Annotated in this window: 15 protein-coding genes; 12 read left to right on the top strand and 3 right to left on the bottom strand. The window is 34.7% G+C overall.

Going from position 1 to position 15,881, the window contains the following annotated elements:
* The first annotated feature begins 4 nt into the window (after window positions 1-4).
* The 6 genes from A9D35_RS01960 (at window position 5) to A9D35_RS01940 (ending at window position 4,627) form a co-directional block, all read left to right on the top strand.
* Window positions 5-1,246 (top strand): efflux RND transporter periplasmic adaptor subunit, encoded by a 1,242-nt coding sequence (locus tag A9D35_RS01960; RefSeq protein WP_066218277.1) that lies wholly within the window; start codon window positions 5-7, stop codon window positions 1,244-1,246.
* A gap of 16 nt (window positions 1,247-1,262) precedes the next feature.
* Complete coding sequence (locus tag A9D35_RS01955; protein WP_066218273.1) at window positions 1,263-2,009, top strand: ABC transporter ATP-binding protein; 747 nt, start codon at window positions 1,263-1,265, stop codon at window positions 2,007-2,009.
* A 2-nt stretch (window positions 2,010-2,011) separates the two neighbouring features.
* The gene (locus A9D35_RS01950; RefSeq protein ID WP_066218270.1) at window positions 2,012-3,232 is read left to right on the top strand and encodes an ABC transporter permease; all 1,221 of its coding nucleotides are present in this window, start codon (window positions 2,012-2,014) and stop codon (window positions 3,230-3,232) included.
* 16 nt (window positions 3,233-3,248) lie between these two features.
* On the top strand, window positions 3,249-3,404 hold the full coding sequence (locus A9D35_RS18640) for a hypothetical protein (RefSeq protein ID WP_159427033.1): 156 nt from the start codon (window positions 3,249-3,251) through the stop codon (window positions 3,402-3,404).
* A 30-nt stretch (window positions 3,405-3,434) separates the two neighbouring features.
* Complete coding sequence (locus A9D35_RS01945) at window positions 3,435-3,833, top strand: DoxX family protein (protein ID WP_066218268.1); 399 nt, start codon at window positions 3,435-3,437, stop codon at window positions 3,831-3,833.
* Window positions 3,834-3,946: 113 nt separating this feature from the next.
* Window positions 3,947-4,627, top strand: a complete 681-nt coding sequence (locus A9D35_RS01940; protein ID WP_235817833.1) for a hypothetical protein — start codon at window positions 3,947-3,949, stop codon at window positions 4,625-4,627.
* Between the two features lie 337 nt (window positions 4,628-4,964).
* Here A9D35_RS01940 and A9D35_RS01935 read toward each other — a convergent pair whose 3' ends face one another.
* Together A9D35_RS01935 and A9D35_RS01930 are read right to left on the bottom strand one after the other, a co-directional pair.
* Entirely contained in the window at window positions 4,965-6,725 is a 1,761-nt protein-coding gene (locus tag A9D35_RS01935) for an alpha-L-fucosidase (RefSeq protein ID WP_066218262.1), read from the bottom strand.
* Between the two features lie 81 nt (window positions 6,726-6,806).
* Window positions 6,807-8,879, bottom strand: coding sequence for a T9SS type A sorting domain-containing protein (locus tag A9D35_RS01930; RefSeq protein ID WP_066218257.1), 2,073 nt, complete (start codon window positions 8,877-8,879; stop codon window positions 6,807-6,809).
* A 594-nt stretch (window positions 8,880-9,473) separates the two neighbouring features.
* Between A9D35_RS01930 and A9D35_RS01925 the strand changes: the two genes are divergently transcribed.
* The 5 genes from A9D35_RS01925 to A9D35_RS01905 all read left to right on the top strand — a co-directional run bounded on the left by A9D35_RS01925 (window position 9,474) and on the right by A9D35_RS01905 (window position 14,133).
* A complete protein-coding gene (locus A9D35_RS01925; protein WP_066218255.1) occupies window positions 9,474-10,505 on the top strand; it encodes a sensor histidine kinase in 1,032 nt (343 codons plus the stop codon).
* A 5-nt stretch (window positions 10,506-10,510) separates the two neighbouring features.
* Window positions 10,511-11,248, top strand: coding sequence for a LytR/AlgR family response regulator transcription factor (locus A9D35_RS01920; protein WP_066218252.1), 738 nt, complete (start codon window positions 10,511-10,513; stop codon window positions 11,246-11,248).
* Window positions 11,249-11,394: 146 nt separating this feature from the next.
* A complete protein-coding gene (locus tag A9D35_RS01915; RefSeq protein WP_066218250.1) occupies window positions 11,395-12,132 on the top strand; it encodes a hypothetical protein in 738 nt (245 codons plus the stop codon).
* 146 nt (window positions 12,133-12,278) lie between these two features.
* Window positions 12,279-13,073, top strand: coding sequence for a hypothetical protein (locus A9D35_RS01910; protein ID WP_066218247.1), 795 nt, complete (start codon window positions 12,279-12,281; stop codon window positions 13,071-13,073).
* A gap of 61 nt (window positions 13,074-13,134) precedes the next feature.
* Window positions 13,135-14,133 carry a metal-dependent hydrolase gene (locus tag A9D35_RS01905; protein ID WP_066218244.1) on the top strand — a complete coding sequence of 333 codons (999 nt, stop codon included), beginning with the start codon at window positions 13,135-13,137 and terminating at the stop codon, window positions 14,131-14,133.
* A gap of 64 nt (window positions 14,134-14,197) precedes the next feature.
* Here A9D35_RS01905 and A9D35_RS01900 read toward each other — a convergent pair whose 3' ends face one another.
* Window positions 14,198-15,097, bottom strand: coding sequence for a DMT family transporter (locus tag A9D35_RS01900; protein ID WP_066218241.1), 900 nt, complete (start codon window positions 15,095-15,097; stop codon window positions 14,198-14,200).
* 167 nt (window positions 15,098-15,264) lie between these two features.
* On the opposite strand from A9D35_RS01900, the gene A9D35_RS01895 reads away from it, so the two are divergent.
* Window positions 15,265-15,741: a DUF6653 family protein gene (locus tag A9D35_RS01895; protein WP_066218238.1), complete on the top strand. Its 477-nt coding sequence runs from the start codon at window positions 15,265-15,267 to the stop codon at window positions 15,739-15,741.
* Window positions 15,742-15,881 lie beyond the last annotated feature (140 nt).

The raw sequence follows: 15,881 nt of genomic DNA, 5'->3' as shown, positions 1-15,881 counted from the left end.
CAACATGAAAACTAAAAGAAATATTATAATAAGCAGTATTGCCGTATTAGTCCTTGCTGCTGTGGGATATAGTTTTATCTCAAAAAAAGATACAAACCGTATAATCGCTCAAACCATTGCTGTTAAATCGGGTAATGTTACCACTATGGTTACTGCAACCGGAACTATAGAACCTATTACACAGGTAGAAGTAGGGACTCAGGTTTCTGGAGTTGTAGAAAAAATTTATGTGGATTATAACAGCGTAGTTAAAGAAGGGCAGCTTATCGCCGAATTAGATAAAACCAATTTGAGAGCAGAAACAACGCAAGCTCAAGCAGCTTACGACAATGCCGTAACGCAGCGCAATTACATGAAAACTATTTTCGACAGACAAAACACCTTGTATTCTAAACAAGTGATTAGTAAATCTGATTACGACGATGCGGTTTACAATTACGAAACTGCTAAAAGTACCGCTATACAACGCTTATCTGATCTTCAAAAGTCTAAAACCAACTTAGGATACGCCAATATTTATTCACCAATAGATGGTGTTGTGTTATCCAAAGATATAGATGAAGGTCAAACGGTAGCGGCTAGTTTAAGTACACCAACATTATTTACTATCGCTAAAGATTTAAGAGAAATGCAAGTTGAAGCCGATGTAGATGAGGCCGATATAGGAGAAGTGAAAGAAGGACAACGTGTAACATTTACAGTAGATGCTTATATAGGTGAAACCTTTGAAGGTGTTGTTACCCAAGTGCGTTTAGCCCCTACAATTACTTCTAATGTAGTAACCTATACCGTAGTTATAAAAGCCGATAATCCAGATTTTAAACTTAAACCGGGTTTAACTGCTACTATTTCAATTTATACTTTAGAATTGAATGATGTATTAACAACCGAAGCAAAGGCTATTAATTTTAAACCTACACCATCTGTTATGGAGGCTTACGATGCACAACAAGATATCGTTATGGTGCACCCAGAAGATGATGACCACACAGGGCCTGGGCCAGAAGGTATGGATATAGATGAATCCAAAAGCCTAGTTTGGGTGATGCAAAAGAATGGCATGATATCACCAAGACAAGTTACTTTAGGAGCTAGCGATGGTGTAAATGTTCAGATACTAAGTGGTATTAAAGCTGGCGAAAAAATCGTGTATAGCTTAAAAGCTGAAACCCCAACTAAAATGCCGGAAGGACAGCAAGGCCCTGGAGATAGTCCATTTATGCCTAAACCACCAGGAAAGAAATAATATAAAGTAAACGATCATGAAAAAAGATATCATAAAAATTGAAGATTTAAAGCGTGAGTTTACAATGGGAACAGAAACGGTTCATGCTTTAAAAGGGATTTCGTTTAGCATTAAAGAAGGAGAATTTGTTACCATCATGGGATCTAGTGGATCTGGAAAAAGTACCATGCTTAATATTTTGGGCTGTTTAGATCAGCCCACTTCTGGTGGGTACGAAATAGATAGTTTAAAAGTAAAAAACCTATCTAAAAATGAATTGGCCACGATACGTAACGAAAAAATCGGATTTATTTTTCAGTCATATAATCTATTAGCACGTACATCGGCTATAGAAAATGTAGAATTACCCTTGTTATACAATAGTAAAGTGTCTCATACCGAACGTCGTGAACGTGCTGTTAAAGCTCTAGAAATGGTGGGTTTGGGTGAACGATTACATCATACACCTTCGCAACTTTCGGGAGGACAACAACAGCGTGTGGCTATTGCCAGAGCCCTGGTAAACAACCCCGTAATGATACTTGCCGATGAGGCCACAGGAAACCTAGATACAAGAACCTCGTACGAGATTATGTCCTTGTTTCAGGAGCTAAACAAAACGCAAGGTATTACCATCACTTTTGTTACCCACGAGTCCGATATCGCCATGTTTAGTAGCAGAACCATTGTTTTAAAAGATGGCCATGTTATAAAAGATGATGAGAATACAAACATATTATCGGCAGCAGAAGAATTAGCCAAATTACCTAAAGAAGACCATTAATTATGAGACTATTAAATCTATTTAAAATTGCTTATAAAGCCATCGTGCTTAATAAAGTAAGAACCTTGTTAACGATGCTCGGAATTATAATTGGTGTTGCCTCTGTAATCGCCATGCTTGCCATTGGTGAAGGTTCTAAAGAAAGTATTAGAACCACTATTTCTAGTATGGGTTCCAATATGGTAACCATCCGTCCTGGAGCAGACGACCGAAGTCCGGCGAGAGGAAGCGGAGGGAATGTCCAAACTTTAACACTTAAAGATTTCGAGGTGATTAAGGAAAACAGTCCGTTGTTAAGCTATATCACGCCCGTGGTTAATAGTGGCGGACAAGCAATTAACGGTAATAACAACTGGCCTACCACCATTTATGGGGTGTATCCAGACTTTTTAAATATTAAAGTGGTTGGTTTACAAAGTGGAAGTATGTTTACCGATGCCGAAGTAAAATCAGCTTCAAAAGTCGCATTAATTGGTCAAACCGTAGTAGACAATGTTTTTCCTAATGGCGAAGATCCAGTTGGTAAAATGATTCGTTTTAATAACATTCCGTTTAAAGTCATTGGCGTTTTAGAAGAAAAAGGGGAGAATACTTTCGGACAAGATCAAGACGATATAGTAGTTGCGCCATTTACAACGGTACAAAAACGTATTTTGGCTATCGACTATTTAAATCAAATAATGGCTTCTGCTATTAGTGAAGACGATGCTCCTGCCGCCGTTGAGCAAGTAACCGAACTTTTAAGAACACAACATAAATTATTAGATAGCGAAGACGATGATTTTACTGTACGATCTATGGAAGAACTTATTTCAACCTTTAGTTCTACTAGCGAAATGTTAACCATCTTACTTGTGGCAGTAGCAGGTATTTCACTACTTATTGGAGGTATTGGAATTATGAATATTATGTATGTATCGGTAAAAGAACGAACCAAAGAAATTGGCTTACGAATGGCGGTTGGTGGTAAAGGATCGGATATTTTAATGCAATTCTTAATCGAAGCTATTTTAATTAGTATAACAGGTGGTGTGTTAGGCGTCATCTTAGGTTTAGGGGCTACGGTATTTATTGAGAAATTCCTGCATTGGCCTACCAGTGTGGCTTTATATTCTATAGTAATTTCCTTTGCTGTTTGTGCCATTACAGGAATTTTCTTTGGCTGGTATCCGGCAAGAAAAGCATCAGCATTAGACCCTATTACAGCTTTACGTTACGAATAAATTAAATTATAAAACCATGACAATTTCAATGATCATATTAAGTATAGGACTTTTTACTTTTAAGTATATGAGTTCTAAAGTAATAAGACAAAAAGAGGATAACCAGCTTAAACAATTGGTATACATCGAAACTAAAATCAATCCGAATAAAGCACATAAAAACATCATGTAATCGGATTACAAACCTATAAATCGAATTATAATGAAAACAAATAGTAACATCGGATTATTAATTTTAAGACTTACCACTGGTGGCTTGATGCTGTTTCATGGGGTGGCAAAACTAGGTCATATAGACGCCGTAATGCATATGTTATCAAACCACGGTTTACCAGAATTCATGGCCTATGGCGTGTATATTACAGAATTGCTTGCACCCTTGCTTATTATTATCGGTTTTAGAACGCGATTAGCAGCTTTAGTTTTTACTTTTGGAATGTTCTTTGCCTTATTTTTAGCACATTCCGAAAATTTGTTCGCCTTATCTAAAACAGGAGGACTAGCCATAGAAATGATTTTATTGTATGCCTTTGGTGCATTAGCATTGTTTTTTACGGGGCCAGGAAACTATGCGGTGTCTAAATCGAATACTTGGGATTAGTAAAGAAAACTTTATATAATAAAGGATGGGTTAAATTAGTCCACCCTTTAATTATATTTATAAATCACTAAAACACAATCACATTCATGAAACAATTTAAAGTAATTATCCTTATGCTTTTGGGAGCGATACATGTTCAAGCTCAAGAAGACACACAGAAAATCAATCAACTCATACAACAATCTTTCGACGCCATGGGAGGCCTGGAAAATTGGAATAATACGCATTTCGTTCAATGGGATTTTGGAAAAAGAACACTGTATTGGGATAAATGGACTGGAGATGTTAGAATAGAAAATTCTACTGAAAACCTATTGCTTATTGTCAATATTAATTCAGGGGAAGGAAAAGCGTCACAAGATGGTAAATTAATTTCCGCCCCCGAAGCACTTAGTAAAGTCCTTGAACAAGGGAAAAAATGGTGGATTAATGATTCGTATTGGTTAACTATGCCTTGGAAATTAAAAGATGATGGAGTTCAAATTACTTATGTACAGACAGCGCAACTACCAAACGGAAATTTAGCTGACGTGCTAGAAATGACATTTATAAATGTAGGAGTTACACCGGATAATAAATATCATATTTATATCGATCAAACCGATCATTTAGTTAAACAATGGGCGTTCTTTGGAAATTATAAAGATGAAAAACCACGATTTATAAGAGCGTGGGATAATTATCAAAAAGTAGGTAACATTTTATTATCATTTAATAGAAGTGAAAATGCAGGGGGGCCGAAAAACGTCATTGTTAAAGATGAGATACCAGCTCATTTGTTTTCTAAGTTATAACTGATTAAGTTATTAATTATACTTTTACTCTTGATATAGGAAAGCTTTTATCTTCTATTAATTAGGACATTCAGGTATAGAACAAGGCCAATAATCCATACGGGTTATGGAACAAAAAAACGAGGCTGTCTAAAAAGTTGAAATTTCGTCAACCTGAACTTGATTCAGGTTCTCACATACTTGGTACTAAATATGATGAGATTCTGAAATATATTCAGAATGAAGATTTAAACACTTAAGGACAGCCTCGTTTTTATTGAGACACATACATTAGCATCGCATTACATTATTAACATAAGGAGAAGCTAAGGGTATTATCTGCGTTAAAATGGGTAGTTTACCGCTTCGGTAACAATTGTACTTTATGTAAGTTTATTGTGTTCCATGCTTTATCGTTTGGTTTAAGATGAATACTATAATTACCTGCTTTATCAATAACCACTTCACCAACATTTACTGTTTTATAAGTTGTAAAACCTCCGGTTGCAGGTAGTTTATTCTTAATAGTTTGTTCTGCCACAGTAAGTTCTATTTCACTTTCTTCTTCAGAGGCTATGTCCATCATAATAGCGTATGTACCTGCTGTATCAACGTTAAAGTCCCAATCCACTGTTACTTTTTGAGCTGACCATTGTTCTATGCAATCCATCTCTTTATTATAAGCAACATGAGTGCCTATCACATTATTTATTATGGATTGTTGTGCGGTTAATAAAACAGTGCCATCTTCATTTTGCTTAATTATGTCGGCATCGCTTACTATAGGTTTCCCTATTATTTCTAATACAATTACAGAACTAATAGCATCTGGAGCTTTACCTACTAAAGATATTGTGGTACCCTGATCATCGGTTTTTGTTTTGTATTTTTGAGATTTATTAACCAGTAAATTACAAGATTGCACGGTGTTGGTAATAGGTATAAATAGCTCTCCGTTTTCTGGCCAGTCAAAAACATTAAGATAAAGCGTCGTATTTTTTCCAGTTGTACGTGTAGTGATTCGCCCCCATGTAGGTGTACGACACGGACTTGCACTGGTACCATAAATAGATTCACTATTTTTATCCATCCATGTTCCAATATTTTTTAACCGTTCAACACTAGGTTCAGGGATTAGACCTTCGGCTGTTGGTCCTACATTTAGGAGGAAATTTCCACCTTTACTAGCAATATCAACTAAATTTTGGATCAGGGTTTCAGTAGACTTCCAGTTGTGATCGTTACTTTTATATCCCCAAGTATTGTTCATGGTCATACACGATTCCCAATCGCCAGGAAGACCTGTACCAGGAATAAACTGTTCAGGCGTACTGATGTCTCCTTCATAATCGCCACCAAGTCTGTTATTATGAATAACGCCCGGAGAAAGTTTTAAAAGTGGTAAAAATTGTTCGGCACGTTCTTTTGTCATGCCTCGTGGTGTATCCCACCATAATATTGCAGGTTGGTATTGCGTTAAAATTTCCTTTACTTGAGGCACGGCAATATTTTTAATATAATCGTCCATATCATGTTCCTGAGCTGGATCCCACTTGCCTTTTTTATCCTTACCTCGAGCAGATCCGCCTTGGTTCCAGTCTTGAGCTTGCGAATAGTACAGTCCTAGCTTAATGCCATGTTTTTTACATGCCTCGGCCAAAGGGGCAATAAGGTCTTTTCCGTAAGGAGAAGCATCCATAATATCCCATTCAGAAACTTTAGAGCCGAACATTGCAAAACCATCATGATGTTTAGAGGTAATAACAATATATTTCATGCCTGCATCTTTAGCGAGCTTTACCCAAGCTTCTGGATCGTATTTAACAGGGTTAAATTCCTTGGCGTAATTTTGGTAGGTGGCCATGGGTATGCTTGCGTCCGACATAATCCATTCACCATATTTTCCCGCATCTTCACCTTTGTATATTCCTGCAGGAACAGCATAAACGCCCCAATGTATAAACATTCCAAATCTTGCGATACGAAACCATTCCATACGGGCATCGCGTTCAGCCTCGGTTTCATTGGCATAGGGGTCAATAGCGTTATTAGTAGATTGTGAATGTACAGGATTCATCATAAGCATAATCACTGCACAACTTAGCATTAAGGTTCTCATAGGTTTATTTTTTATGATACTAGATTCGATTTTATGTCGAATGTTCTAGTTTTCTAGAAATTATTATTATTATTATTAGGGTTATTTTTTAATTAGTTTTATTATTTTTCTAGTTGTTCCAATCTTAAATTCAGCAAAATATATACCTGTATTTAAACCACTAATATCTATAGTTTCATTGGCGTGTTCTAGTTTTGTTGTTAAAACCTGTTTACCAAGAATACTATAAACTGACACCATTTCTCCTTTTGCATTTGCTATGTTAAGTATATCGTTGGCTGGGTTTGGGTATAGTTTGATTTGACTGAGTTCAAATGTCTTGTCCGATAAGGTAACTTCAGCATCTTCACCAAAAATTTCGACTTCGGCTAATGCTAAAGCATCAGAAGTTGTTTTAGATATTTTTACAATACCTCCAATAGCATCTCCTGTAGTTATGGTAAAAGCATTACTTGGTGCTGTTTCATAAAATTGACTAAAAGCTACGGCACCATTTGAATCAATTACTTCTACTGTAAAATTATTAAGTCTATCTGAACAGCAATCTGTTCTATTATATATTTTTATGGTTTCTATTTGGTAATTCGCACTTAAATCTACTTGCCACCAAGGTTCTGGATCTAGTGTTGCGTTACCACTGGTATGAGATAGTGAACGACCACCCCAAGTACTATTTGTGTTCCCATCAATGGCATTTGACGCAGAACCATGACTTTCATAATCTGTAGATTGGGTTGCTGTCCCATACTTAGTTGCTAGGTTAACAGGAAGTTTACAATTTTCACTTTCAGTAATAGTGTTTAGAGAACCATTATCTATAATTTCACCACCACCACAGCTTATAATGGTATTTCCACTTGCAGTGGATTCAAGGATAATTTTGTATTCCGTTTCGTTTACAATAGTGGAATTATTTCCTGTTATTACAATTGCGCGTTCTTCATCACTATCTAAAGGCCCTTCTGTACGATGAAAAGTAATTTTATGATTATTTCCATCAATATCTGCAATATTGTGTGGACCTATAGCATCAGGTGATGGCATAATAGTCAATTCTATATTTTGACCTGAACGATCTAATGGAACGTCCATTATAGGAGCATAAGTAAAATCTCCTGTTGATTCACTAACTTGACCTCCACTATTAACATTAAAATTAGTTAAACCATTGCCTATAGAGGTACAGTTTGTTACTGTAGCACTAGAGGCTAAATAGGTACGAACACCCCCTCGCATATTTTTTACTGTACAGTTTTCTACAGTTACAGCGCCGGTACCACCATAGGAACGGATACCATCCTCAGAAAGTGGGTACATAACATCCATAGGAATTGGAATAGGAGACTCAAAAGGCATTGCAAAAGGAGTACCCGGTGCAGCAATTTCATAATTGCTACGGTACGGATAATCGTATGTTTCAGTGTCATTATAAAGATCTGCACTAGGTCTCATTCTTCCTTCAACATAACAGTTTTTAATTAGATTGTTACCTGCTCCATTTTGTATAAAAATACCATGCCCAAAAGCATAATGATACATGGTTATACCATCTAAAGTGTTTCCATTTCCACCACCCTCAAGACCATTAATCACTATACCACAACGTTTACTATGGTTAAATGTGCGGTCTGATCCTATTCCATAAATACTTCCATAACCGTAAGGGTAAGAACCTCTAATAATTAATTCAAAATCTAGTAACTGATTGTTATTTCCAGAAATACGCATAACTGCTGCTCCTTTTAATCCATATGCAAGCGCAGGGTCGTTATTATAAGCACTATAGTCTGTAACTTCTGTAAGACCACTAGAATAATAATCTTCAATTGCTCCATTTTTAACGATATTATCATTTCCAGATATAATAAAGTAGCTTTCTCTAATAGAGCCAACTAAAGTCTTAATTCGTACTCCTGTCATATCAATAGTATTGTTAGAACCTGAACAATTAATTACTCTTGAATCACTTGGTAAATCATCTAATTCATAATCGCCAGGTGCTAGAATTATTTCTTGATCACTGTTTTGTACAACAGAATGAAACTCTGATAAGGAGTTAACTACTACTTGTGTTTGGGAATAACCTTTAGAATAGTAAGACATTAAAACCACCATTAATGTGGTTAACCATTTTAGTTTTTTTAAATAAGTCATAATTAGTTAGTATTTGATTTAAATAAATAAAGATTCCTAAGGCATAATTAAAGCCTGATTCTTACTTAAAATAGTAGTTTTAGTATTTAATCAAGATTTAATCTCCTTAAAATGAATCTATGTGTTAAAAATATCTATACTTAGAAGAACTCTATATAAATCAAAATTCAAATCCTATAAATTATGACCCATGTATTGAAAGTAAAGGTAAACTAGCTGTTTTGTATATGTTATTGTATTATTGAATATGAGTTAAAAACAAATCTTACTTTATAGAATGAGGTCTTTTTTGGGAAGTATGGTTTTTGAATCGTTTCTATAAAGCATTACTATTGAAATTAATTTTTAGAAATAAAGCCATCTATAAAATCTTTAGATTCATATAGTAAACACATCTAATCATCTATTTTGTAAAGAAAAGAAAAGTATTGTTTTTACATTTGTGGTAGCCATTTAAAGTTTAACATTTACAAATGCAATCGAGGTTTAGCTGGTTGGTTTTTAAGATTTAGACAGACTAAATCCATAATTCTATAATTGATACTCACTAAATGTGATATAACTATTTATGGTAAAATTTAAAACAACAATGAAATGCACAAGAATAAATATATAGTAATTGCTTCGCATATATTGGTATGGTTGGTGTTATTTAGCATGCCTTATTTTTTATCGTACGGGCAAGAGCAGGACCTAAATCGTATTATCGCACATTTTTGGATTCCGATAGGGTTTTATGCTATAATTTTCTATATCAATTATTTAATTCTTATTGATCGCTATTTGTTTACAAAAAAGACATTTGTATTCATCTCTATAAACCTCGGACTTATTGCGTTGTTTTTATATTTAAGAGAACAAATTGAAATTCATTTTTTCGAGGATTTAATGAAAAATGATCCTAGAAAAGCTAACGAGAAACCACCATTCGAAATGTTTGTTTATATGCAAATGCTATCGTACGTGGTTCCGTTATTATTTTCTATTGCGTTAAAAACTACAAAACGCTGGCAAACTACCGAAACCGAGCGTAGAGAAGCCGCAAATGTAAAACTGCATTCCGAATTACAACATTTACGCTATCAGTTACAGCCGCATTTCTTTTTTAATTCGTTAAACAACATTTATTCTTTGGTCGATATTTCGCCAGAACAAGCCAAATCGACCATTCACAGTTTAAGTAAATTGATGCGGTATTTGTTGTACGAAACCAATATTGAAGAGGTGCCTTTATCTAAAGAAATCGATTTTATGAAAAAGTATTTAGAACTTATGAAACTGCGTATTTCCGATAAAACTCAGGTGGTTTCCAAGTTTCCTTCAGACATTTCACCCCTTAAAGTAGCCCCTTTATTATTTATTTCATTAATAGAAAATGCCTTTAAACACGGGGTCTCGGCACATAAAGAAAGTAACATTTACATTGCAATGACTACCGAAGGAAATAAAGTATGTTTTCATATAGAAAATGCCAATTTCCCAAAGCAAACCGATGATAAAAGTGGCTCTGGTATTGGCTTACAAAACCTAAAAAAACGCTTGAATTTATTATACCCTAACAAGCATACCTTTAAAACCGAGGTTTTAGATGGCCGATTTTTAGTAGATTTACAAATAGAAACTTAAGCCTTATGGAATCTTTAAAACTGAGTTGTGTTATAGTTGACGACGAGCCCATGGCTCTAAATTTGGTAGAAAGTTATGTTGAAAAAACACCCTTTTTAGCACTTCAAAAAAAGTGTAGTAGTGCGATTGAGGCTATGGAGTTTCTGCAAACAGAGACGGTAGATCTGCTATTTTTAGATATACAAATGCCAGATTTATCGGGTTTAGAATTTTCTAAAATGTTGCCCAAAAGTACCCGAGTAATTTTTACAACAGCCTTCGATCACTATGCGTTAGAAGGTTTTAAGGTAGAAGCTTTAGACTATTTATTAAAACCTTTTGATTATGCCGAATTTTTAACCGCCGCCAATAAAGCGCGAACTTGGTTCGAGATGGTAAAAGGAAGCAAAACGGAGGCTGCAGCTGCTGTTTCGGAAGAAAAGGAATTTCTTTTTGTAAAATCGGAGTATAAACAAGTACGTATAAAATTAGCCGATGTCTTGTATTTTGAAGGCTTAAAAGATTATATAAAAATTTGGTTAAAGGACAACCCCAAAGCCATTTTAACCCTAATGAGTTTAAAATCTTTAGAGGAAGAATTACCAAAATCAGATTTTATGCGTGTGCATCGCTCTTTTATTGTGTCGTTAAAAAATATAGATGTGGTAGAGCGTAGCCAAATTATTATCAACAATCAGCGCATCACGGTTTCCGAACAATATAAGCCCAAATTTTTGGAGTTTATCAATTCTAATTCTTTGTAATTCTCATAATTTTCTTCAATTCGAATCCTTATAATCTGTGTAATTGTAGATAGGATAACCGGTTTGGTATATCTATTTTCTTATCTAATTTAAAGAGCCTTACATTTCATTCATATTTAAAATTAACAAGATTAAAAATTTAGAATATGAAATTATTCCGAAAGTTAAGACAGCAATTAGTGGCCTCTGGAAAAATAAAATCTTATCTCATTTATGCCTTAGGAGAAATTGTACTTATAGTTATTGGTATTTCTATTGCCTGGAAAATTAACGAATTAAATGACATAAGAAAAAATAGCATTTCCGAGCATAAAATATATGCGAATTTAAACGAAGAATTACATACAAATTATGGTATTTTGTGTGGTGTAATCGACGAATATCCACAAACCATTTCCTATTTAGAAAGCACATTAAAATATGTTGGCCAAGACCCAAAAACTCTTACCGTTGGGGCAAAAGACACGATTATTAATCTGGCAGATAAGAAGGTAAGTCTGTTAGACGGTGTTATAAATTCTATAGTAAATACGAATAAATTCGAGTTTATGGAAAATGCGAGTTTAAAAGATCTTATTATAATGTTTCCTAATAAGATTGAAAAATTTAAAGAACAAGATGAAAAGATTAAATTGATTATAGAGCACAAATTAAAGCCAGTTTTAGAATCGCATATTTCTTTAATTGATAAGTTACCTGCACAATTCTCACAAATAAAAACCTATGGAAAAACATCTAATTACGGTGCACTTTTAGCGGATAGAGATTATCAAAATAGTTTAATAGATCGGTTGCTTCAAACAAGAATTCAGCTAGAAAATGCCAAGGAATTACGTGGTAAAACAAAATTACTCATTAACAGTTTAGAGAAAGAATTACATTAATATGTTTCTAAAAGGTCGTATTTAAGTAGAGTTTCATCATTACATTCACCACATTCGTAGGTAGATTTACAAGGTTTGTCTATTGTATTTTAACACACGCAGGAATCCCTATACTTTTATACTTTTCAATCTTAAATTTTAATACTATGAAATCGCTTATATGCTTATTTGTCCTAGGTTTTTATACCTTTTCTGTAGCAGCCCATACCGAAAATGGTCTAACAAAAACAGATACCATTTCTGGTTCTCACGAACTTGTCGATTATAAAGTCACACAAAATAATGCTAATATTATCATACAATTAAGCTCTAAAGACACTAAAACCATAATGTCTATGCTGCGCCGAGGCGTAACCATTTGGTTCGATTTAAAGGGAAAAGAGAAAGAAGATGTTGCAATAATCTACCCCATAGCACCGATTAGAATGCCCATGAGAATGGAGGGTGAGCGAGGAGCTAGCAGGGAAGATCAGTTTCAATCAGAGGCTGAAATGAATCAAGTAAAATCTGATATAAATACTTTGGTAACCCAAGATTTTCCGGAAGAGGCATTATTTCAGTTTCACGATTCCAAACAACAATTTAATGTACTGCTAAACAGTATAGGAGTTTCTGCGCAATATGCTTACAATGAAAACGATAATCTATTAACTTATAAGCTTACAATTCCGAAAGAAAAAATTAAAGCTAAAGCTAAAAATGACCTTTCTAAATTACTGATTGGTGTACAAACAGCTAAACCAGATAAATCGGCTAAGGAAGATCGTCCAGAAGGTATGGAAAGCGATATGCGACCTGGAGGAGGTAATAGACCACAAGGTGGCGGCCCTGGAGGTCGAGGAGGTGGAAGAGAAGGGTCTCGTGGTGGCGGACAAAGACCAGGTGGAGATTCGGAAAAAGCACCTCAGGGCATCGACTTTTGGTTTGAAGCGCATATGTAAGCTGTTTTCATTGAATTCCTTGAGGTGATATGCAAAACATCTATTATGTTTGTATACACATATGGATTCACTCACACAAATCGTTTTAGGAGCCGCTGTTGGCGAGGCTATTTTAGGCCGGAAAATTGGTAATAAAGCCATGCTTTACGGTGCTATTGCTGGTACTATTCCAGATTTAGATGTATTGGCCTCTCATGTTACCGACACGGTTACTGCTCTCGAAATCCATAGAGGATTCACGCATTCCATAGTGTTTTCTGTAGTATTTGCACCCGTCTGCGCTTGGATTGTTACACGGTACGAGTCTTATAAAAATATTAAAGATTGGTCTTGGTTATTTTTTTTGGCATTTATTACCCATCCGCTATTAGATGCGCACACCACTTGGGGCACGCAATTACTTTGGCCGTTAGATTTAAGATTGGCTTACAAAAATATTTTTGTCATCGATCCGCTTTATACGCTGCCGTTTTTGGTGTTTTTAATTTTGGCGATGTTTCAGAACCGAAGCTCTCGAAAACGCCGGAAGTATAATAATATCGGACTTATTTTAAGTTCTTCGTATTTGGTGTTGAGTTTAATTTTAAAAGGAATAGCCTTTACGAAATTTGAGGCTGCATTAAAGTATCAAAATATCGCGTATTCCGATTTAGATACACGACCAGCACCTTTAAACACAATTTTATGGACAGCGAATGTAGATACTAAAGATGCCTATTTGGTAGGGAATTATTCTTTTTTCGATACGCAACCCATCTCATTTACCAGGTATCCTAAGCAACATGAATTGATAGCCGAATTAAAAGCTAACGAAAAAATGAAGCGTATGATTCATATTTCAAAAGGTTGGTACACCATTTCACAAAAAGAGGACGATTTATATTTTAACGATCTTCGTTTCGGGACCTTAAGCATGCAACCAAATGCCCAAAATTTTGTATTTCAGTATGAAATTATGAAGGATGGAAATGGCGAAATATCATTTAAAGAATTGCCCAAAGAAGCGGTTGATGCTAAACGCCTCATGCGGGATCTTTGGGAGCGGATAAAAGGGAATTAGTTGTATTTGAATGGTGTACAAATTCAATTGTAAAATCAATCAAATTATACAATTATCATACGATTTAGGAATACAAAATTAAAAACACACCCAACATAATTCCCGCTAGAGGCACTAATTTTTTTCGTTTATTTTGTTCTTTAAAAATAAGTCCACCAATAACTACGGCAATTATAATCTGGCTCCGTTTTATAGCAGAAAGTATCATTATCAAAGCTTCCGGATCTTGCAAAGCTCTAAAGTAAAAGTAATCGGCGGTCTGTAATAAAATACCAACAGCCGGAATAGACCAACGCCATGTAAACGCCCGTCTCTTTTCGGCCTTAGGAAACCAAGTAATAGCAAGAATAACAAGTAAAATTAGTACGGTATACCAACAAAACCAGAATTGAAGCGTTTGGGGATTCAATTCTAAATTCTGAATTAAAAACTTATCGTATAAACCACTTGAAGCCCCTAAAAAGGTGGCTGCAACTATGGCAAAAATCCATTTGTTTCGTTTAAAATGTATGCCTTCTTTTTTTCCTATTTTTGAATATAAAATCACAGATCCAATAATTAAAAAGAAACCAATCCACTGTAAAGCATTTGGACGTTCTTGATAAATAAAAATGGCTCCTATAAATGTAAAAAATGGTCCAGCAGACCTAATAGGCGTAACAATGGTAATAGGTAAATGCTTTAATGCCTGATAAGCTAATACCCAAGAAGCAGCCATAATTGCAGATTTTATAAAAATAAAACCGTGTTTTTGCCACGGAATACCTTCAACAAAAAAGCCTAAAGATTTGGTATATTCTGGCGCAAAATGAGAGCCTAAATAAAAGGGAAGTAACAACAAAAATCCCGAAGAAATGGTTCCTAAAAGTACCGGAAAAACTTCATTTCCTTGTACCGCATGTTTTTTACATAAATTATGTAATCCTAAAAATAAAGCCGATAGCAGGCCCAAATACATCCACATGGCGGCAAATATAGTTTTTTAGAAAATGTTAAGCTTTTGTTTTATGTGAATAAATTTTTAATTTTATTTGAAAGGATGATTACAACCATTCCTTGATACATATCCTACATTTTATCACCGCTTAAAAATTAGTTTTTGTAATTTTATCTTGCTCAAACCAAAATAGAATGTCAATCGAAAAACAAATTGCAAAATCTTTTAATCTGGATGGTGATACATGGATGAAACACGCAAATCCTTGGTCTATTTGGACACGATTTGCTACCTTACCATTTATAATTTTAGCCATTTGGTCGCGAGTTTGGATAGGTTGGTATTGTGTAATTCCTATTCTATTACTTGTTGTTTGGTTAAAAATTAATCCCACTTTATTTAAAAAACCAAAACATTTTAAGTCTTGGGGTTCTAAATCTGTTCTAGGAGAAAAATATTGGGCCGAACGTAAATCTAATCCTGTGCCTAAACATCATCACTTACCAATCCAAATTCTTACAATCTTACAAATTATTGGGGTTATCATTTTAGGCTATGGGTTATGGCATTTAGACCTAAAACTCACTTGTCTTGGAGCCATTTTAGTGTACATGGCAAAAATGTGGTTTTTGGACAGAATGGTTTGGATTTTTGAAGATATAAAGGATTAAAGCTTGTTGGACTTTAAAAACCTCTGTTTTCCTTTTATTTTATTGATAATTATTCAAAATTTAACAGCTGTTTTCCTTTAAATTCACCTTGTATTTTAACAGGTTTTCGGGCTCCTTCAACGGGTATTTGTCTATTTTTG

The organism is Formosa haliotis (assembly GCF_001685485.1).
Taxonomy (GTDB): domain Bacteria; phylum Bacteroidota; class Bacteroidia; order Flavobacteriales; family Flavobacteriaceae; genus Formosa; species Formosa haliotis.
This window is presented reverse-complemented; position numbering and strand designations above follow the sequence as displayed.

Coding starts and splice junctions, on each gene's coding strand:
- A9D35_RS01955 (WP_066218273.1), top strand. CDS start 1,263: ATGAAAAAAGATATCATAAAAATTGAAGATTTAAAGCGTGAGTTTACA.
- A9D35_RS01895 (WP_066218238.1), top strand. CDS start 15,265: ATGTCAATCGAAAAACAAATTGCAAAATCTTTTAATCTGGATGGTGAT.
- A9D35_RS01915 (WP_066218250.1), top strand. CDS start 11,395: ATGAAATTATTCCGAAAGTTAAGACAGCAATTAGTGGCCTCTGGAAAA.
- A9D35_RS01950 (WP_066218270.1), top strand. CDS start 2,012: ATGAGACTATTAAATCTATTTAAAATTGCTTATAAAGCCATCGTGCTT.
- A9D35_RS01940 (WP_235817833.1), top strand. CDS start 3,947: ATGCTTTTGGGAGCGATACATGTTCAAGCTCAAGAAGACACACAGAAA.
- A9D35_RS18640 (WP_159427033.1), top strand. CDS start 3,249: ATGACAATTTCAATGATCATATTAAGTATAGGACTTTTTACTTTTAAG.
- A9D35_RS01960 (WP_066218277.1), top strand. CDS start 5: ATGAAAACTAAAAGAAATATTATAATAAGCAGTATTGCCGTATTAGTC.
- A9D35_RS01930 (WP_066218257.1), bottom strand. CDS start 8,879: ATGACTTATTTAAAAAAACTAAAATGGTTAACCACATTAATGGTGGTT.
- A9D35_RS01900 (WP_066218241.1), bottom strand. CDS start 15,097: ATGTGGATGTATTTGGGCCTGCTATCGGCTTTATTTTTAGGATTACAT.
- A9D35_RS01920 (WP_066218252.1), top strand. CDS start 10,511: ATGGAATCTTTAAAACTGAGTTGTGTTATAGTTGACGACGAGCCCATG.
- A9D35_RS01910 (WP_066218247.1), top strand. CDS start 12,279: ATGAAATCGCTTATATGCTTATTTGTCCTAGGTTTTTATACCTTTTCT.
- A9D35_RS01935 (WP_066218262.1), bottom strand. CDS start 6,725: ATGAGAACCTTAATGCTAAGTTGTGCAGTGATTATGCTTATGATGAAT.
- A9D35_RS01905 (WP_066218244.1), top strand. CDS start 13,135: ATGGATTCACTCACACAAATCGTTTTAGGAGCCGCTGTTGGCGAGGCT.
- A9D35_RS01925 (WP_066218255.1), top strand. CDS start 9,474: ATGCACAAGAATAAATATATAGTAATTGCTTCGCATATATTGGTATGG.
- A9D35_RS01945 (WP_066218268.1), top strand. CDS start 3,435: ATGAAAACAAATAGTAACATCGGATTATTAATTTTAAGACTTACCACT.